The sequence below is a fragment of the Nitratireductor luteus genome, from assembly GCF_026162365.1.
GTDB lineage: Bacteria > Pseudomonadota > Alphaproteobacteria > Rhizobiales > Rhizobiaceae > Chelativorans > Chelativorans luteus.
Window position 1 is genome coordinate 1 of record NZ_JAOANW010000013.1, and the last position, 19388, is coordinate 19388.

Genomic DNA, 19388 nt, shown 5'->3' on the forward strand with positions numbered 1-19388 from the left:
TTCTTCGCCCACCCAACTCTTCCCCATGTCCGCACCCCGTTTGTTGAAGGTGCCAGATAAGGAATCATGGCCGATTCCACGTGATCAAGTGAAAACTGCAACCTAAGGACTTATGGGTAACTTCAAGCGACGTTGCGGCGGCTTGATTGCCTCGCTCGTGACCGCCCTCCGCTTTGGCTTGCTCGCGCCTAGCCCTCCGCGTGACGTCGGTGTGTCCCTCGCGTCGTCACGTGTGCGCCGCCTCTCCGTGTCGTGAAGTGGGCGCCATCCCCTCCGCTTCGTCATCCTTGGGCTTGACCCAAGGATCCATGCCGTGCCGGCGGTGAAGCGTGCGGCGTTTCCGGCATGGGGTGCCGGATGCCGGAAGCGTCGGGCGCGGTCGCAGAAGGAACGGCATGGATCCTAGGGTCTCCGCCTTCGGCTTCGCCCTAGGATGACGAAGGGGAAGGGAGGCTGCTTACATGATGGGACCGCCAGTGCTCGGCGCCCACCAGGAACCGCCAGTGCCACCAGTAGGAGGCACCAGCGCCACCAGGAGCCCCAGCGCCCACCCTCGACGGCGCTGGCGTCGGCGCCATCCTCTCCACTTGGTCACCCCCACCAGCGGCAGCCTCCACCCTCGACGGTGCAAGCGTTCGCGCATCCCCTCCACTTCGTCATCCTTGGGCTTGACCCAAGGATCCATGCCGTGCCGGCGATGAAGCGTGCGAGGTTCCCGGCATCGGGCGCCGGGTGCCGGAAGCGTCGGGCGCGGGTGGAGAGGGAACGGCATGGATCCCAGGGTCTCCGCCTTCGGCTTCGCCCTAGGATGACGAAGGGGATGGTGGGGCGGTGTAATCGTCGACGTTGCGACCACGTTGATGATCCGCGTCATCCCCCTCCACTTCGTCATCCTTGGGCTTGACCCAAGGATCCATGCCGTGCCGGCGATGAAGCGTGCGGCGTTTCCGGCATGGGGCGCCCGGTGCCGGAAGCGTCGGGCGTGAGGGGAGAGGGAACGGCATGGATCCCAGGTCTTCGCCTTCGGCTTCGCCCTGGGATGACGAGGGGGATGGGGAGGCTGCTTTCATGACGGAAGCTGCCAGCACTCAGCGTCCACCGGCAGGAGCCACCAGTACCCCCAGCAGGAGCCATCAGCGCCCCTTCGCCCTAGGGCAACGAAGGGAGCGGGGGCCGGCTTTTACTGTTGAGACGTCGGCACCCACTCTGGGCGGTGCGGGAGCAAAAAAGCCGGCCGTTCAAACGGCCGGCTTCGATGTCTATTGCTGCCTATCCTCAACTACACCCGCTCGTAGCCCCGCAAGTATCGCACTTCTCGCACGTCCCGTTCCGCACCATCGTGAAGTTCTGGCACTCCGAGCACATGTTGCCGGTATACCCCTGCGCGATGGCCTGTTGGCGGCGGTGGCTCTCCACCTTCTTGGCTTCGGCCGCTTCCGCTTCCGCCTCGTCGGTGAACAGCGCGTTGGCGTCTTCGCGTTCGGCCTGTTCCTTGGCGCGCTCCTCGTAATCCCTGCGGAAGGCGGTGGCTTCTTCCTGCAGGCCGGCGGCCATCGGCTTGAGCGCGGTGGCGCCGATGGCGCGCACGTTGGAGCCGGGGGCGGTGCGGGAAGGGGCGTGGTCGCTGTTGGCGGCCTGGCCCTTGGGATCGGACGACTTGCCCGACACCAGCTTGAACGGCGTGGCGCCGCGCGTCAGCCCGCGAGAGAAGGGCGTTGCCTTGCCCTCGTTGATGCCGCGGCCGAGCGTGGTGTTGGAAAAGTCGGACGTGTCGACATGGGCAAGGTCGGTGCGGCCGAGATAGGAGACGGCGAGCTCGCGGAACACATAGTCGAGGATCGACGTGGCGTTCTTGATGGCGTCGTTGCCCTGCACCATGCCGGCCGGCTCGAACTTGGTGAAGGTGAAGGCGTCGACATATTCCTCCAGCGGCACGCCATATTGCAGGCCGATCGAGATGGCGATGGCGAAATTGTTCATCATCGCGCGGAAGGCGGCGCCTTCCTTGTGCATGTCGATGAAGATCTCGCCGATGCGGCCGTCGTCGAACTCGCCGGTGCGCAGATAGACCTTGTGCCCGCCGACCACGGCCTTCTGGGTGTAGCCCTTGCGGCGGTTCGGCAGCTTCTCGCGGTCGCGCACCACCTTCTCGACGATGCGCTCGACGATCCGTTCCGAAACCTGGGCGGCCTGCGCCGCGGTGGGGGCGGCGACCAGCTCTTCCACCAGATCGTCCGCCTCTTCCTCGTCGTCCGAAAGCAGCGAGGCGTTGAGCGGCTGCGAGAGCTTGGAGCCGTCGCGGTAGAGCGCGTTGGCCTTCAGCGCCAGCTTCCAGGACAGCATGTAGGCGTTCTTGCAGTCCTCCACCGTGGCGTCGTTGGCCATGTTGATGGTCTTGGAGATGGCACCCGAGATGAAGGGCTGCGCCGCCGCCATCATGCGGATATGGCTTTCCACCGAGAGATAGCGCTTGCCGACCTTGCCGCACGGATTGGCGCAGTCGAAGACGGGCAGGTGCTCGTCCTTCAGATGCGGCGCGCCTTCCAGCGTCATGGCGCCGCAGATGTGGATGTTCGCGGCCTCGATCTCCTTCCGGGAGAAGCCCAGCGCGGGCAGGAGCTCGAAGGAGAAGTCGTTGAGCTGCTCGTCGGTGAAGCCGAAGGTCTCCTTCAGCCAGTCGGCGCCGAGCGTCCACTGGTTGAAGACGAACTTGATGTCGAAGGCAGCCTTCAGCGCGCCGTTGAGCGCCTCGATCTTCTCGTCGGTGAAGCCCTTGGCCTTGAGCGTGCCCGGATTGACGCCCGGCGCCTGGTTCAGATTGCCATGGCCGACCGCATAGGCCTCGATCTCGGCGATCTGCGCCTCGGTGTAGCCGAGGGTGCGCAGCGCTTCGGGCACGGCGCGGTTGATGATCTTGAAATAGCCGCCGCCGGCGAGCTTCTTGAACTTCACCAGCGCGAAATCGGGCTCGATGCCGGTCGTGTCGCAGTCCATGACCAGGCCGATCGTGCCGGTGGGCGCGATGACGGTGGCCTGCGCGTTGCGGTAGCCGTGCTTCTGGCCAAGCTCCAGCGCCTTGTCCCAGGCCGCCTTGGCATGCTCGACCAGATCGGCATAGGGGCAGTCCTCGGCCTTGATCGGCACGGGGTTGACCGCGAGCTTCTCATAGCCTTCCGCCTCGCCATAGGCGGCGCGGCGATGGTTGCGCATGACGCGCAGCATGCTGTCGGCGTTGCGCTCATAGTCGGGGAAGGGGCCGAGCTCGCCGGCCATCTCGGCCGAAGTGGCATAGGCGACGCCCGTCATGATGGCCGTCAGCGTGCCGCAGATGGCGCGGCCTTCCGGCGAATCGTAGGGAATGCCGGAGGTCATGAGCAGGCCGCCGATATTCGCGTAGCCGAGGCCGAGCGTGCGGTATTCGTAGGAAAGCCGGGCGATCTCCTTCGACGGGAACTGCGCCATCATCACGGAGATTTCCAGCACCATGGTCCACAGGCGCACCGTGTGCTCATAGGCCGCGATGTCGATGGAGCCGTCCTTGTTGCGGTATTGCAGGAGGTTCATCGAGGCCAGGTTACAGGCCGTGTCGTCCAGGAACATGTATTCCGAGCACGGGTTGGAGGCGCGGATGGGGCCGGCCGCCGGCGAGGTGTGCCAGTCGTTCATGGTGGTGTTGAAGTGCAGGCCCGGATCGGCCGAAGCCCAGGCGGCATAGCCGATCTTGTCCCACAGATCGCGCGCCTTCAGCGTCTTGGCGGGCTTGCCGTCGGTACGGCGGATGAGGGTCCAGTCGCCGTCGGTCTCGACCGCGCGCAGGAAATCGTCCTTCAGCGAGACGGAATTGTTGGAGTTCTGGCCCGAGACGGTGAGATAGGCTTCCGAATCCCAGTCCGTGTCGTAGGTCTTGAACTCGATATCCGTGTAGCCCTGGCGGGCGAACTGGATGACGCGCTTGACGTAGTTCTCGGGCACCGCATTGCGCTTGGCCGCCTTCACCTCGCGCTTCAGCGCGGGGTTCTTGGTCGGGTCGAAGCAGTCGTCGCGCGTCGATTCGGAGCCGGCCTCGCAGTTGACGCAGGCCTTCATGATCGCTTCGAGGTGCTTCTTGACGATCTTGGAGCCGGTGACGAGGGCGGCGACCTTCTGCTCCTCCTTCACCTTCCAGTCGATATAGGCCTCGATGTCGGGATGGTCGATGTCGACCACCACCATCTTGGCCGCCCGGCGCGTCGTGCCGCCGGACTTGATGGCGCCCGCCGCGCGGTCGCCGATCTTGAGGAACGACATGAGGCCGGAGGACCTGCCGCCGCCCGAAAGCGTTTCGCCTTCGCCGCGCAGCATGGAAAAGTTTGAGCCGGTGCCGGAGCCGTACTTGAACAGGCGCGCCTCGCGCACCCACAGATCCATGATGCCGCCCTCATTGACGAGATCGTCGCCCACGGACTGGATGAAGCAGGCATGCGGCTGCGGGTGCTCGTAGGAGGATTTGGACCTCGTCAGCTTGCCGGTGAAGGGGTCGACGTAATAATGGCCCTGGCCGGGGCCATCGATGCCATAGGCCCAGTGCAGGCCGGTGTTGAACCATTGCGGGGAGTTCGGCGCGACGCGCTGGGTGGCGAGCATGTAGCAAAGCTCGTCCATGAAGGCCTGGGCATCTTCCTCAGAATCGAAATAGCCGCCCTTCCAGCCCCAATAGGTCCAGGTGCCGGCCAGCCGGTTGAAGACCTGCGCCGCGCTCGTCTCGGGGCCGTAGCGTTCGTCCTTGGGCAGCGCCGCCAGCGCCTCCTCGTCGGCGACGGAACGCCACAGGAAAGAGGGGACGGCGTTCTCTTCCACCTTTTTCAGGCGCGCGGGCACGCCCGCCTTGCGGAAATATTTCTGCGCCAGGATATCGCTCGCGACCTGGCTGAACTGGGCCGGCACATCGATATTGTCGAGCCGGAAGACGACCGAGCCATCCGGATTCTTGATCTCGCTCACCGCCTTGCGGAACGGCACCTCCGTGTAGGGAGACTGGCCTTCCTTGGTGAATCGCCTTTCGATGCGCATCTTCGTCCCTTTTCAATCTCTAAATATAGCGTCCCGCGCGGCAAATGCCTCATCACTTTCCGCGCAGGCGAACGCCAGTCCGCCGACTGCCGCTTCCCGCTCGGGAAACGACTCTCCAACACCTGGCCATGCGCGCCGTTCCATGGCTTTCAGGCCATGAGATCACCGCCGCCCGCTGGCCGGGCTGGTCCATGTCTTGACGCTTCCTGTGGTGCCTCTCCTTGAGGAGAGTTGTCACACTATTTGGTGTTAAGCATGGCTGCAAACACTAAATATAGTATTAACAACCTCTTTATGTAACCCCAAATACCCGCGCCCCCGCCGTCGAAAATCCAGGCAAAAAAGCCCGTTCCGCCCACGACGGCGTCGGGCGGGAACTTTCTACTCAAACCAATTCGGAAATTGACCGATCTCTAAACCGTTTCGGTCGCGCCACCCGAACAGAGCGGCCACTGACCATAAAAAGCGACTCGGTTTCCCCCGTCAAGGGATCGTTTCACATCAGATTTGTGACCCCAACATCTTGTGTGTCACATATGTGGATAACGGGGATCGTCCAAAGCAGCCCTTGAGTCGCGCCGAAAAGGGGAGACGGCCTCGAAGACTGTCCGAGAACCGGCGAAAGAAACGGAGTTTCGCTCAGATAAACGCATTGAGTAGCAGGAAGATGACGGCGGCGAGCGCTGCGGCGGCCGGCACGGTGGTCACCCAGGCGGCGACGATGGTGGTAACATGCGCCCGGCGCACCAGCTTGCGGCGGGCAACCTCCTCGCGGGACACATCGCTGGCCTCGTCCTCGGTTTCGTCGTCGCTGAAGAAGGTCGTGGACAACAGGCCGCCGTCGCCGTTGGCCGCACGCTCTTCGCGGATCTTGACGCCCTTGCGCTCCAGATAGGCACGCCGGCGCTTCGAGCGGGCCGTGTACCACTCGCGGAAGAAGCCGACGCCGAAGACCGCGCCGACCGCCGTATGCGTGGAACTGATCGGCAGGCCGAGGCCGGATGCGATGATTACGGTGATCGCCGCCGACAGCGCCACGCAGAAAGCGCGCATCGGGTTGAGCTTGGTGATCTGCTCGCCCACCATGCGGATAAGCTTCGGCCCGAACAGGACGAGGCCCAGCGATATACCCACCGCACCGATGACCATGACCCACAGCGGAATGGCGACCTGCGACGTGACCGAGCCGGCCTGCGCGGTGAACACGATCGCTGCCAGCGGTCCCACGGCGTTGGCCACGTCGTTGGCGCCGTGGGCGAAGGACAGGAGCGCGGCCGAAATGACGAGCGGCAGATTGAAAAGTTTGCGCAGCGACTGGTTTCTGTTCTCCATGCCCTTCGACTGCCGGCGCACATGGAAGTGCGAGACGATCCAGACCAGGATGAAGGCGGCAACCCCGATCACGGCGATCATCGCCGCATCCAGGTGGATCAGCTTCTTGAGGCCCTTCGTCGCCAGATAGGCGCTGAACGTTCCGGCCATGATGGCGATCAGCAGGGGCACCCAGCGCCGCGCCGCGCCGATCTTGTCGTCCTGGTAGATGATGGCGGTCTTGATGAAGGCGAGGAACAGGGCCGCCACGAGGCCGCCCATGATCGGCGAGACGACCCAGCTGGCTGCGATCTGCGCCATCATCGGCCAGTTGACCGCCGAAAGCCCGGCCGCCGCGACGCCCGCGCCCATGACGCCGCCGACCACCGAATGGGTCGTGGACACGGGTGCGCCGACCCATGTCGCCAGGTTGATCCACAGGGCCGACGATATCAGCGCGGCCATCATGGCGCTGATGAAGATGCCGGGCGTGCTGACGGCTTCCGGCGAGATGATGCCCTTGGACACGGTGTCGACCACATCGCCGCCGGCTATCAGCGCGCCGGCGCTTTCGAATATGGCTGCGATAAGCAATGCGCCCGTGAGGCTGAGCGCGCGCGCGCCGACCGCCGGGCCGACATTGTTGGCGACGTCGTTGGCCCCGATATTGAGCGCCATATAGGCGCCGATGGCGGCCGCGGCGACGATGATAAAGGCGCTCGGCTCACCCCCGACATAGATCGAGGCGAAAATGCCGGCGAGCGCAAGAAACAAGAGGCCGAGGCCGGGGCCGACAAGACCACGCGCGACGAGGCTCGTGGCCTCTTCGACATGGACCAGCTTGTCGAGATCCTTGTCGAGCGTACGCTTCCTGGGAGTTGTTGTGGTCTCGTTCATCGCCTGGCGCTCATTTCGTGGAAACCAGGACGGCCTAGGGAATGGCGAGCCGGCGCACAAGCGCTCTGCACCGAATCAGCCATTCAAGCTACGATTTCTCGTGGATTACTCGTAAAGCCGGCGATAAGTTCCGCCAGATCGGGCTCCTGCACCATTTCCGCTGCCTTTCGCGGTGACACCCAGCGGCGTTCCCGCTCCTTCATTTCCGGCCATTTCTTGAGTTCTTTGGAGACCCTGACCGGATAGACCTCGACCTGACAGTGCCATTGCATCCCGCTGCTCAGCACCTTGCTGTAAAAGTAGTGGCCGAACGCGTCGGCATCCACATTTCCCTCGATGCCCGCTTCCTCGCCCGCTTCGCGCAGGGCGGATTCGGCGAGCGTCTCGCCGGCTTCGGGCCATCCCTTGGGCAAGACCCAGCGGCCGGTATCACGGCTGGTGATAAGCATGACCTCGATACCGTCCGAACCATGACGCCAGGGAAGGGCAGCGGCCTGCACCCGCGGCGGGTTGCCGCCGAAAATGCGGCGCAGGCTCTCGGCAATGCCTATGCGTCTGATATGGCTGAACAGCATCCGCAAAGCCTTTCCTTAGCGTTTTGCAGTCAGGTGGAATCGCCTGACGCCCGCACAAATGCGGCGAAACAAAGTGGTAGAGCATCCCTCTGCATCCAGATGGACAAACGGCGCTCTGGGATCGCCGACATGGCTCTATTCGTCCAGAATCAGACTGGACGGGTATTGATTCGAAGATATGTCGCCTGCGGAAATAGGCAAATAAACGAACGCGACGAGCTGGTCGTCAGGTCCTAGCCGACCTCATTTTCCGCGATCGGCTTCTGGTAGGAGAAGCCCATGTCCCAAGGGAAGTAGATCCAGGTATCCTGCGAGACTTCCGTGACGAATGTGTCGACCAGCGGACGGCCCTTCGGCTTGGCATAGATCGTGGCGAAATGGGCTTTGGGCATCATCGCGCGCACGATTGCGGCGGTCTTGCCCGTGTCCGTCAGGTCGTCGATGATCAGGATATCCTTGCCGTCGTCTTCAAGGAGCGACGGCGCCACTTCCTTGATGACCTTCAATTCGCCCTGCTCGGTATAGTCGTGATAGGAGGCCACGCAGACCGTTTCGATCAGCCGCACACCCAGTTCCCTGGCGATGACCGCCGCCGGAACCAGCCCGCCCCGGGTGATGCAGACGATGGCTTTCCATCTGCCGTTCACGCCGGCCAGGCGCCAGGCAAGCGCCCTTGCATCGCGGTGGAATTGGTCCCACGAGACCGGAAAGGCTTTGTCTGGATGATCCATGTCGCACACTCCAAGGCGGCGCGCCCGGGAATGGCGCTCGGAATGCGCGGGGAATTAGCCGGAAAGGGGCGGCGAGCGCAAGTCCTGCCCGGCAAATGAAGTCCTGCCCGGCAAATGGCCAGCGGGCCTTACCGCGACATGAGCGTGGGAACAGTCATCGTCTGCAGCATGGCGCGCGTCACGCCGCCGAATACGAACTCGGAAATGCGCGAACGCCCATAAGCACCCATGACCAGCAAGTCGCTGCCGGTGTCGGCAATCCGGTTGGAAATGGCGTCGCAGTGGGAAAGACTGCCCGAATGCTCGGCGCGCAGCGTTACCTCGACGCCGTGCCTTGCAAGCGCCTCGGCAATAGCCGCGCCCGCCACGCTTCCATCCTGGCTCGCCGTGTCCTCGGCATCGATGGTCAGCACCTCGACGGCGCCGGCCTCCTTGAGCAGCGACAGCGCATCGAACGTGGCGCGCGCGGCCTCCTTGCTGCCGTTCCAGGCCACGAGCGGTTTTTTGAACGGCGTATCAAGCCGGCCCCGGAACGTGTAGGGCACCAGCAGGGTGGGGCGGCCCGCCTCGAAGACCAGCGCCTCGACGTCGGCAGCCATGTTGGACGCCGAATCCGGGTCGTTCTGCTGGGCAATGGTGATATCGGCCGTGCGGGCGCTCTCGATACCGGAGATAGCGGAATCGCCGGAGATATTTTCATAGCCGCGCCATTCGTGAGAGACCCCTTCGGCAGCGCATTTGCGCTCGAAGGCGGCCTTGAGTTCAGCGTTACGCCGTTCTGCCTCGGCGCTTATCTCCATCGAATAGTCGACCGCCGGTCCGCCCATGGGCGTGGCCATCGCGATCGGCAGCGATTCCGCATGCAGCCCTATGAGATGGGCCTGGTTTCGCGCCGCGAAGGGCAATGTGAAGTCGAGAACGCGTGGCAGGTCGGCCTCGCTTTGAAGAATAGCGACGATCGTTTTATAGGACATGAAAGCCTCCAGTCAGAGCCAATGGGCAGGCTGTTGCGCGGGCCAGCGCGCGAGCCGGTGCGCGGGCCAACGGGCGGGCCAATGGGCCGGATTATGCCGCTTCTGCGGGCGGTTCGCCTTGCCCTATATCAAACGTATGGGAGCCCGATCGGTTTTCAAAGACCTTCCAGCATGCCGTTGACCGCGTCCGCCGCTTTGCGAAGCGCTTTCTCCGAGCGGGCACGCACGACCACCTCGGTCCAGAACTTGCCGTCGAGATATTTCGGGTAGGAGCCGATGATGGTTTCGGGGTGGGCTTTCTGGATTTCACCCAGCGGGCCGCCTATCGTTCCCTCCGGGTGGGGCGAGGGGATGGCCACGGACAGCAGTTTCACGCCGGTCCTGAGCGTCGGCACAGCATTGTCCAGCATCGCCTGGAAAATGGAGGGCACGCCGGCCATCACATACACGTTTCCGATCTTGAAACCGGGCGCTACGGAGATGGGATTGACGATATGGGTGGCGCCGCGCGGCATGCGCGCCATGCGCCGCCTTGCGTCGGTATAGACGATGCCGCGCTTGGCGAAATGCTCGCCGAGCAGGCGATCCGCCTCCGCATCATGTTCGCACGGCAGCCCGAAAGCGTGCGATATCGCCTCCGCCGTTATGTCGTCATGGGTGGGACCGATGCCGCCGGTGGTGAAAACGTAGTCGAAACGGCCGCGAAGCGCATTTACCGCCTCGACGATAGCCTCCTCGTCGTCGGCCACGATCCGCACCTCCTTGAGATCGATCCCGACGGCGGTCAACATGTCCGCCAGATGGCCGATATTGCGATCTTTCGTGCGACCCGAGAGGATCTCGTCGCCGATCACGACCATTCCCGCTGTAACGATTGCGTTCATTCCGCGTTGTCCCTGTTGGCCACCGTCCAATAACTCGCGCCACTGCCGGCGGCAATGGTGGCCTTGCGGTGAACGGTGTGTCTGCAACCAGGCGTATTCTTTGTCCCGCGAAACAACCTAGATTCGGACCGATAGTGCCGGGGAGCCCGGCCGATGTCTTCAAAGGAGTTGGAAAGCATGGCGAAAATTCTCGTACTTTACTATTCGAGCTGGGGCCACATGGAAGCGATGGCGAAAGCCGCCGCCGAGGGCGCACGCGCCGCCGGTGCCGACGTCACCGTCAAGCGGGTGCCCGAACTGGTCCCCGAGGAAGTAGCCAAAAGCGCGCATTACAAGCTCGACCAGGAAGCCGAGATCGCCGACCCCATGGAACTGCCCGATTATGACGGATTCGTCTTCGGCGTGCCGACGCGCTACGGCCTGATGTCGTCGCAGATGAAGAACTTCCTCGACCAGACGGGATCGCTGTGGGCCGAGGGCAAGCTGATCAACAAGACGGCGACGGTGATGTCGTCAACCGCCACCCAGCACGGCGGCGCGGAGATGACCATCGTGACCACGCAGGTCCCGCTCCAGCATCACGGCATGATCATCGTGCCGCTTTCATACGGCTATGAGGGCCAGTCGGGCAACGATACGGTGCGCGGCGGATCGCCCTACGGCATGACCACCACGACCAATAGCGACGGATCACGCATGCCTTCGGCGCAGGAACTGGCAGGTGCGAAATACCAGGGCAGGCGACTTGCCGAGATTACCGCGAATCTTGTCGCTGGCCGCAAGGTGTTGGAACGCGAGCTGGTATAGGTCCCTCGCTCACGGCGCTGACAACGGACGGGCGGCCGAAAGGCCGCCCGTCTTTCATTTGGCTTCCCGACCGATCCGCCAACCGTTCGCTTTGCCAATCCGCTTGATTGCGCGGGCAAGTGCGGCTAGGCAAACGCCAGTGCGGACGTGGCGGAACTGGTAGACGCAAGGGACTTAAAATCCCTCGATCCTCGATCGTGCGGGTTCGATCCCCGCCGTCCGCACCACGCCATCCCGTGAAATCAGGTTTCGTCGAAGAGGTGCATTTGCACGATGGGCCCGAGGCGTTCGACGATCGGCGCCTGGTCCTTGCCGCTCAGATGGGGAAGCTCCAGCACGAAGCGGCAGAAGGCGAGCCCCAGAAGCTGGCTGGCGACGAGTTCGGTGCGCAGCGGCGCTTCTTCCTCCCTGTCGATGATCCGCGCGATCCGCGGCTGCAACTGCTTCTGGATGACGTTACGCATGCGCACCCGGGCCTCGGCATTTGACGTGGCGGCCCGCAATATGGCGTTGAAACCGTCCTCGGCGTCCTCGTCCCACCGCTCCAGGAAGTGCTGGACCAGATAGCGGCCGACATCCTTTCTGGGCATCTGGCCGAAATCCGGAAGCTCGGGATCGAAACTGGCCGCTGCCGCGAAAAGCCCTTCCTTGCTTTCGAAGTAGCGCATTACCATGCACGGATCGATGCTCGCCTCCGCCGCGACGGCGCGGATTGTGGTGCACTCATAGCCTGCCTCGGCGAAGAGCTTTTGCGCCGCCTGCAATATGCGCTCCTTCGTATCTTCCGAGCGCCTGCGCGCCACTACCATCTCACGTCTCCTTTCAGTCCCTCACAGGAACGTTACTACGGGCAAGCAAAAAAAGCCAACAATTGGTTGCCAACACTTGTTGACATATGGGGAGGGCGCTCCTAAATGCCAACAACTGGTGGCAAACAGATGTTGGCAAACGACTGTTGACACTGTTGCGCCGGGCCGGTTCCCGCCGGAAGCGTGCCTCACGGGCGGCTCTTCGAAACCGCGTGTGAAGGATAATTTAACGATCCTATGGAGACTTGACATGAAGACCTTGATTTCCGCCGCCGCTCTCGCTGCTGTTCTGGTCACTCCGGCTCTCGCGATCGAGCCCATCCCGGGCAGCATCACCTATGACGGCCCGAGCCAGTCGCGCCTCGAGAAGACGCCGGTCGGCTCGGTTTACCTCCACGAGTTCAACTCCGGGGGAAACCGGTATCAGGAGATGTACGTGGTTGGTGACGACGGCCGCCTCGAGCTCCGCAACCGCCAGGTCAAGAACGACGGCTAAAGCATTCCCTGCTCCAAGCAACGGCCCCGAACCCCGGTTCGGGGCCGTTCTTTTTAGTTGGCTCCCGCCTGCGGCGCATATCCCGCAATGACTTCCAGAAAGGCCGTGCCGTAGCGTTCCAGCTTGGCGTCGCCTATGCCCGTTATGCTGGCCATCGCCGCGCGCGAGCGGGGGCGGGTGGCGGCCATCTCGGCCAGCGTCTTGTCGTGGAAGATGACATAGGGCGGCACGTTCTGGGCTCGGGCGAGCTCGATGCGCTTTTCGCGCAGCGCCTCGAACAGGCCGCGGTGCTCCGCCGGCATCGCCGCGGCCGCCTCCTGGCGCGCGGCCTTGCGGCCCCGTTCCTTGCGGGCCGGGCGGGGCGCGCGCAGCATCAGGGCCGGCTTGTCCCGCAGGAAGGCCCTGCCGTCGTCCGAGATCGACAGGCCGCCATGGCCGGCCAGGTCGACATTGACCAGCCCGTGGGCGATGAGCTGGCGCAGGATGGCCCGCCATGTCGCCTGATCGTGCTCCGTGCCGATGCCAAAGGTGGAAATCCGGTCATGGCCGAAACGGGCGATGCGCTCGTCCTCGCGGCCCAGAAGCACCTCGACGACATAGGCCTGGCCGAAGCGCTCGCCGGTCCGGTAGATGCATGAAAGCGCCTTCTGCGCGGCGACCAACCCGTCGAACAGTTCCGGCGGGGCGGCGCAGGTATCGCAATTGCCGCACGGCTCGCACCCGTCGCCGAAATAGCCGAGCAGCACCTGGCGCCGGCACTGGGCGGTCTCGCAAAGCCCGAGCAGCGCGTCGAGCTTCTGCCGCTCCATACGCTGGCGCTGCTCCGGCGCGTCCGACTCGTCGATGAATCGGCGGCGCAGCGCGATGTCGTCGGCTCCGTACAGCATCAGCGTATCAGCGGGCAGCCCGTCGCGGCCGGCCCTGCCGGTTTCCTGATAATAGGCCTCGATGCTGCCGGGCAGGTCCAGATGAGCGACGAAGCGCACATCCGGCTTGTCGATGCCCATGCCGAAGGCGATGGTGGCGACCATGACCACCGCTTCCTCGCGCTGGAAGCGGCGCTGGTTCTGCTCGCGGGCGGCCTTGTCCATCCCGCCATGATAGGCGAGGGCGCGGAAGCCCTGGCCTTCCAGCCACGAAGCGGTCTCCTCCGTCTTGCGCTTGGACAGGCAGTAGACGATGCCGCTTTCCCCCTTGTGCCGTTCGAGGAAGCCGAGGAGCTGCCGGCGCGGGCTGTCCTTCTCCTCGATGGCATAGCGGATATTGGGTCGGTCGAAACCGGCGATGAAGCAGTCCGCCTCGCCGATCCGCAGGAGCTCGACGATCTCCTGGCGCGTCGGCGCGTCGGCCGTGGCCGTCAGCGCCATGCGCGGCGCATCGGGAAAATGATCGGGAAGAACGTCGAGCTGGCGGTACGAGGGGCGGAAATCGTGCCCCCATTGGGACATGCAGTGCGCCTCGTCGATGGCGATCAGCGACAGCGGGATCTGCTTCAGGCCCGCCAGCGTATCCGGCCGCAGCAGCGTTTCCGGCGCGACATAAAGAAGGTCCAGCTCGCCGGCGCGCATGGCCTGCCAGAGCTTGTCGCGCGCGGCGGGCGCCAGATCTGAGTTGAGCGCTGCCGCCCTGACGCCGGCCTGAACCAGCGCCGTCACCTGGTCCGCCATCAGCGCGATCAGCGGCGAGATCACAAGCCCCATGCCGGGCCGGCAGAGCGCCGGTATCTGGTAGCAGAGCGATTTTCCGCCGCCCGTCGGCATCAGCACGAAGGCGTTGCCGCCGGCCACCATATGCTCAACGATCTCGCCCTGCCGTCCGCGGAAACCGTCATAGCCATAGATGGATCTGAGAATTTCGGTGGGACTGGAATACATGCGAAGCCTGACGGGGAGAATCGAAGATGCCCCGTCATAACAGCTTCGCGCCGCCTATGCAGCGCATCGGCAGCAAGGTTCAGGCGTTTGCCCCGCCGTCCACGGCCAGCATGGCGCCGCTGATGAAGCGGCCGCCGTCGCCGGCCAGATGCGCGACCGTGGCGGCGATGTCCTCCGGACGGCCGAAACGCCCGAGCGGGGTGCGGCTGCGCTGATAATCCGCCATCTCGCCATTGGCGGGGTTCATGTCGGTGTCCGTGGAGCCGGGATCGACGACGTTGACCGTTATGCCGCGCCCGCCCACGTCCAGCGCCAGCCCCTTGGTGAAGCCGATCAGGGCGGATTTGCTCGCTGCATAGAGCGTCATGCCGGGGAACTGGGGCCGCTGGGCCAGGCTCGAGCCGATCGAGATGATCCGCCCGCCCTCGCTCATGTGGCGCAGAGCCGCCTGCGAGGCGACGAAGACGCCGCGCACATGTATGCCGAGCGTGCGGTCGATCTGTTCCACCGTCACCTCTTCCATCGGTCCATTGGGAAAGATGCCCGCATTGTTGACGAGGATGTCGAGCCGCCCGAGCCGCTCGGCGGCCATGTCCACGGCGCCTCTCACGGCCTCCGCGTCGGCGCTGTCGGCCTGGATCGCTGTGGCTTTGCGGCCAAGGGCCTCGATCTCGCCGACCACTTCCGCGGCCTTCTGCGCATTGGCGGTATAGGTGATGGCGACATCGGCGCCGCGCGCGGCCAGCGTGCGGGCGATTGCCGCGCCTATTCCCCTGCTGCCGCCCGTGACGAGCGCTGCTTTTCCAACAAGATCCTGCATGGTTTTCTCCTTTTGTGTACCGTTCGGTACAAATTGCTATTCCGCTTGCCGAACCGGGTCAAGAGCTTTATTTACTCTTCGGTACAAAAGGATGTGGAAATGGTGGAAAGAGGCAGGCCGCGGGCCTTCGACCGCAATGAAGCGCTGCATCGCGCGATGCGGCTTTTCTGGACGAGGGGCTATGACGGAACGTCCGTGAGCGATCTGGCCGAGGCGATGGGAATCAACAAGCCCAGCCTCTACGCGGCGTTTCAGTGCAAGGAGAAGCTGTTCTACGACGCCGTTGCGCTCTACGAGCGGGAAGAGGGCGGCAAGTTCCTCGAGGCGCTGCAGGCCGGCCCGACCGCGCGCGAGGCGGTGGGCGAGGCGCTGCGCGTCAACGCCCGTCTCTTCGCCGATCCGCAGAAGCCCGGCGGCTGCATGATCGTCGTCTCGGCGCTGGCCACCGATCCCGATCACGACGCGGTGCGCTGCTTCCTGTCCGGCAACAGGAGCGAGGCCGAGGCGGCCTATCGCAAACGCATCGAGCGCGGCGTCGCCGAGGGCGACGTGCCGGCGCAGGCAGATGCGGCAAGGGCTGCTGCCTTCTACGCCGCCATCCAGGCAGGCATGTCGGTGCACGCCCGCGACGGCGCCGGCGAGCGGAGCCTGCTGGAAATCGTCGACGGCGCGATGGCCGCCTGGGACCATGTCGTCATGCCAGGCATCGTGGACAACGGCCGGCCTGATGAGACAGGACGATCCTAGCTCTACAGTTATGATTTGCTGCCGCGCCCCTTCGCGCCCCCTTCGCTCGACATAGGTTCTGGATTTGCCTGCGGCGGACTGGCAGAGTGCTTTTCCATAAAGGAGAAGCTCGATGCCGAAGTCAGCCATGTTCAAGAAGCCGCAGCCATGGACGGAGGTTGCGCCGCAGCTTGTGGATGTGGCGATGGGCCGGCGGCCCGCGGATATGGTGGTCCGCAACGGCCGCTGGGTGAATGTGCACTCCGGTGAAGTCCTGCCGGGCACCGACGTCGCCATTGCGGCCGGGCGGTTCGCCTATTGCGGCCCGGACGCCAGCCACGCCATCGGCGAGAAGACAAAGGTCGTCGACGCCACCGGCCGCTATCTCGTGCCCGGCCTGTGCGACGCGCATATGCATGTGGAAAGCGGCATGGTGACGGTGACCGAGTTCTGCCGCGCCGTCATCCCGCACGGCACCACGTCGATGTTCATCGACCCGCACGAGATCGCCAATGTGCTGGGGCTGCCGGGCGTCCGGCTGATGCATGACGAGGCGCTGGCGCAAGCGATAAACGTGTTCGTGCAGATGCCCTCCTGCGTGCCGTCGGCGCCGGGGCTCGAAAATGCCGGCGCCACGCTCGATGCCGACGATGTGGCCGAGGCGATGGGTTGGGAGAATATCGTCGGTCTCGGCGAGGTAATGAACTTCCCCGGTGTGGCGGCAAACGATCCGGTCATGACCAGCGAGATCGCCGCCACCGTGCGGTCCGGCAAGACGGTCGGCGGACACTTTGCCTCGCCAAATCTTGGCCGCGCCTTTCATGGCTATGTGGCCGGCGGGCCGGAGGACGATCATGAAGGCACCCGCATGGAGGATGCCATCGCCCGCGTGCGGCAGGGGATGAAGGCCATGCTCCGCCTTGGCTCGGCCTGGTATGACGTCGCCAGCCAGATCAAGGCCGTGACCGAGGCCGGCATCGACCCGCGCAACTTCATCCTGTGCACCGATGACAGCCATTCGGGAACGCTGGTCCAGGAGGGGCATATGGACAGGGTGGTGCGCCACGCCATCGCGCAGGGCCTGCCGCCGGTAACGGCGATCCAGATGGCGACCCTCAATACGGCTCAGCATTTCAGGATGGAGCGCGAACTGGGGTCGATAGCGCCGGGGCGCCTCGCCGACTTCCTGATCGTCTCGAACTTGGCCGGACTCGTGATCGACGAAGTCTACGGCCGCGGTGTGCGGCTCGCGAAAGGCCGCAAGCTGGAAGCCGATATTCCCGCATACGACTATCCGGCCAAGGTGAAGAAGACCGTCAAGCTAGGTAAGCGCCTGACCGCGCGTGACTTTGACATACCGGCGCCCGACGGTGTCCGCAGCGTGCGTGCCCGGGTGATCGGCGTGATCGAGAACCAGGCGCCGACACGCGCTTTGACCGCCGACCTCGGCGTGGCCAAGGGCACGGTCTCCATGGACCGTCGCAACGACATCTGCCAGATCGCGCTGGTCGAGCGGCACCGGGCCACGGGTGCGGTGACCAATGGTTTCGTTTCGGGCTTCGGCTACACGCAGGACTGCGCCATGGCTTCGACCGTGGCACACGATTCTCACCACATGATCGTCGTTGGCACCAACAAAGAAGACATGGCCGCCGCCGCCAACCGGCTTGGTGCGGTGGGCGGCGGCGTCGTGATGTTCTCGAAAGGCAAGGAACTGGCCATGGTGGAGTTGCCGATCGCCGGGCTGATGTCAGACGAACGCGCCGAAGTCGTCGCCGCGAAAGCGGCCAAGCTCGCCTCAGTCATGCGCGACATGGGCTGCTCTCTCAACAACGCCTACATGCAGCATTCGCTGCTGGCGCTCGTCGTCATCCCGGAACTGCGTATATCGGACACCGGACTGATCGATGTGACGACCTTCTCCAAGGTCGACCTGTTCGTGTGAGGCGCACACCGCGCGACACAACGCCGACGCTGCCCCTGGATCACGATGGTTTTGGATCGAATCGATCCAAAGTCACAAACGTGATCGATTCCAATATTTTGAAGCGGGATGCGGGCGTAAAACCGTTTCCCGCTTTTCCTCATCCCGCTCCAGCTCCTCAGTGGGGCGAAGAGGGCGTCGGCGGGCGGATGAAGGGCAGTGCCGAAGCTCGTGCCGTGTACCGGGCGAGACGCAGGCAGCGGCCGGTTATCGCTGCCCCACTTCGACATCGAAAACCTGGAACGGGGTCGTGATGATGAGTTCGGCCGCCGAGCCTATCGTCTGTCCTATTCCGCTTGCCAGCCTGTCCAGCCGCTCCGTTATTTCTTGTTCGCTGGTCGGCTGGGCATCGGCGACAAGCGTGTCGCCAAGCAGTCGGATGAGCAGCGGATTCTCCGCAAACTTGGTATGGTTGAGCCTATCGGTCGAGGCCACGCCGGTGACGTCGATAACCGTCACGCCTATGAGCGACAGCTCCTCGGCATCGATGGTTGCGCCGACGCGCGGCTGGTTGCCGGCGATGAGTTGCGACAGGGATAGCGCCCGGTCGTCTCGCGATGTCAGCGCATAGAAGCCGCCCACGGGCGCGCCATAGCGACGCATCTGCAATTTGAATAGGTCGGCATCGATGTCGGGCGAAGCCAGGACGACGTCGCCCAGCTTCCCATTCAGGTCCTTGTTGCCCGCAATGGCAAGCTGGCGCAGCGTTTCCATCGTGACCCAGCTTCCCATCGAATGGGCGATGATGTCGATTCGCGTGGCGCCGGACCGCGCAACCGTCAGCAGCGTTTCCTCCAGCGCGTCGCGCGCCGCCGCGGCGCTGTTGCTGTCGTAGATATAGTCGATCGTGCGCGCTGCCGAAGCCCATGTGAACAGCACCGGTGTGCCGGTGAAGCCCGAATCGTGCACGATCTGCGTCATCCGGTAGATGGCTTCGTCGAACCCCGTATTGTAGCCATGGACGAACACCAGCGCCCGGCCGCTGCCTTCGGCGAGGTCTTCGCGCAGATCCTCCGCAAACCCCGCTTCGCTGCGGTAGAGGCCGATGCGACGGGCGGCGAAATAGCGTGCGGGGTCGGCCACCTTGTTCGTCGGGCTATATTCGATGCGACCCGGTTCGTGAACGGCCGGCACGCTGATTTCGACACGCCCGAACATCGGGTCGGGCGACCGGTTTCCCGCGAAGACGACACCTGGTGCTTCATCTCGTGCGCGCGATGTTGCGATGAACAGCTCGTGGGTTTTGGCAATCTGGCTGGCGCGCGCTGGGGCGATCGTCTGCGCAAGGATGCGGTGCTGGCTTTCGTTTGCGCAGCCGCCGACAAATATGGCCAAGCCGACTGCGGCCGGGCTGAACAGGCGCAAGCGGCCCAGTATCATGATGGCTATTCCCAATCCTGAAGACGGCACCCCGCAACGCCGTAATAGCGTTCATGTCGTGGCGAGTCCAT

At 64.1% G+C, this 19388-nt stretch carries 14 protein-coding genes and 1 tRNA gene; 5 read left to right on the forward strand and 10 right to left on the reverse strand.

The genetic code is table 11. The features are described from left to right. Positions 1-1275 precede the first annotated feature (1275 nt). The 6 genes from N1058_RS17450 to N1058_RS17475 form a co-directional block, all read right to left on the reverse strand. On the reverse strand, positions 1276-5049 hold the full coding sequence (locus N1058_RS17450; protein WP_265518884.1) for a vitamin B12-dependent ribonucleotide reductase: 3774 nt from the start codon (positions 5047-5049) through the stop codon (positions 1276-1278). Between the two features lie 639 nt (positions 5050-5688). Then, the gene (locus N1058_RS17455; protein ID WP_265518885.1) at positions 5689-7257 is read right to left on the reverse strand and encodes an inorganic phosphate transporter; all 1569 of its coding nucleotides are present in this window, start codon (positions 7255-7257) and stop codon (positions 5689-5691) included. 83 nt (positions 7258-7340) lie between these two features. Then, entirely contained in the window at positions 7341-7832 is a 492-nt protein-coding gene (locus N1058_RS17460; protein WP_265518886.1) for an NUDIX hydrolase, read from the reverse strand. A 233-nt stretch (positions 7833-8065) separates the two neighbouring features. Beyond that, positions 8066-8563, reverse strand: a complete 498-nt coding sequence (gene gpt / locus N1058_RS17465) for a xanthine phosphoribosyltransferase (RefSeq protein WP_265518887.1) — start codon at positions 8561-8563, stop codon at positions 8066-8068. A gap of 128 nt (positions 8564-8691) precedes the next feature. Next, positions 8692-9537 carry a universal stress protein gene (locus N1058_RS17470; protein ID WP_265518888.1) on the reverse strand — a complete coding sequence of 282 codons (846 nt, stop codon included), beginning with the start codon at positions 9535-9537 and terminating at the stop codon, positions 8692-8694. 155 nt (positions 9538-9692) lie between these two features. Continuing rightward, positions 9693-10421, reverse strand: a complete 729-nt coding sequence (locus tag N1058_RS17475; protein WP_265518889.1) for a competence/damage-inducible protein A — start codon at positions 10419-10421, stop codon at positions 9693-9695. 177 nt (positions 10422-10598) lie between these two features. On the opposite strand from N1058_RS17475, the gene wrbA reads away from it, so the two are divergent. Together wrbA and N1058_RS17485 are read left to right on the forward strand one after the other, a co-directional pair. Beyond that, positions 10599-11228 carry an NAD(P)H:quinone oxidoreductase gene (gene wrbA / locus N1058_RS17480; protein ID WP_265518890.1) on the forward strand — a complete coding sequence of 210 codons (630 nt, stop codon included), beginning with the start codon at positions 10599-10601 and terminating at the stop codon, positions 11226-11228. Positions 11229-11369: 141 nt separating this feature from the next. Beyond that, positions 11370-11455: transfer RNA gene (locus tag N1058_RS17485), tRNA-Leu, on the forward strand. Positions 11456-11470: 15 nt separating this feature from the next. Here the strand turns inward: N1058_RS17485 and N1058_RS17490 are convergent. After that, positions 11471-12037 carry a TetR/AcrR family transcriptional regulator gene (locus tag N1058_RS17490; RefSeq protein ID WP_265518891.1) on the reverse strand — a complete coding sequence of 189 codons (567 nt, stop codon included), beginning with the start codon at positions 12035-12037 and terminating at the stop codon, positions 11471-11473. A gap of 250 nt (positions 12038-12287) precedes the next feature. Here N1058_RS17490 and N1058_RS17495 point away from each other — a divergent pair, with 250 nt between their 5' ends. After that, on the forward strand, positions 12288-12533 hold the full coding sequence (locus tag N1058_RS17495) for a hypothetical protein (RefSeq protein WP_265518892.1): 246 nt from the start codon (positions 12288-12290) through the stop codon (positions 12531-12533). A gap of 53 nt (positions 12534-12586) precedes the next feature. Here N1058_RS17495 and recQ read toward each other — a convergent pair whose 3' ends face one another. Both recQ and N1058_RS17505 read right to left on the reverse strand, forming a co-directional pair. After that, the gene (gene recQ, locus N1058_RS17500) at positions 12587-14407 is read right to left on the reverse strand and encodes a DNA helicase RecQ (protein ID WP_265518893.1); all 1821 of its coding nucleotides are present in this window, start codon (positions 14405-14407) and stop codon (positions 12587-12589) included. A 79-nt stretch (positions 14408-14486) separates the two neighbouring features. After that, entirely contained in the window at positions 14487-15227 is a 741-nt protein-coding gene (locus tag N1058_RS17505; protein ID WP_265518894.1) for an SDR family NAD(P)-dependent oxidoreductase, read from the reverse strand. Between the two features lie 99 nt (positions 15228-15326). On the opposite strand from N1058_RS17505, the gene N1058_RS17510 reads away from it, so the two are divergent. Together N1058_RS17510 and ade are read left to right on the forward strand one after the other, a co-directional pair. After that, on the forward strand, positions 15327-15974 hold the full coding sequence (locus N1058_RS17510) for a TetR/AcrR family transcriptional regulator (RefSeq protein WP_265518895.1): 648 nt from the start codon (positions 15327-15329) through the stop codon (positions 15972-15974). 112 nt (positions 15975-16086) lie between these two features. After that, on the forward strand, positions 16087-17898 hold the full coding sequence (gene ade, locus N1058_RS17515) for an adenine deaminase (protein WP_265518896.1): 1812 nt from the start codon (positions 16087-16089) through the stop codon (positions 17896-17898). A 246-nt stretch (positions 17899-18144) separates the two neighbouring features. Here ade and N1058_RS17520 read toward each other — a convergent pair whose 3' ends face one another. Then, positions 18145-19317, reverse strand: coding sequence for an alpha/beta hydrolase (locus N1058_RS17520; protein ID WP_265518897.1), 1173 nt, complete (start codon positions 19315-19317; stop codon positions 18145-18147). Positions 19318-19388 lie beyond the last annotated feature (71 nt).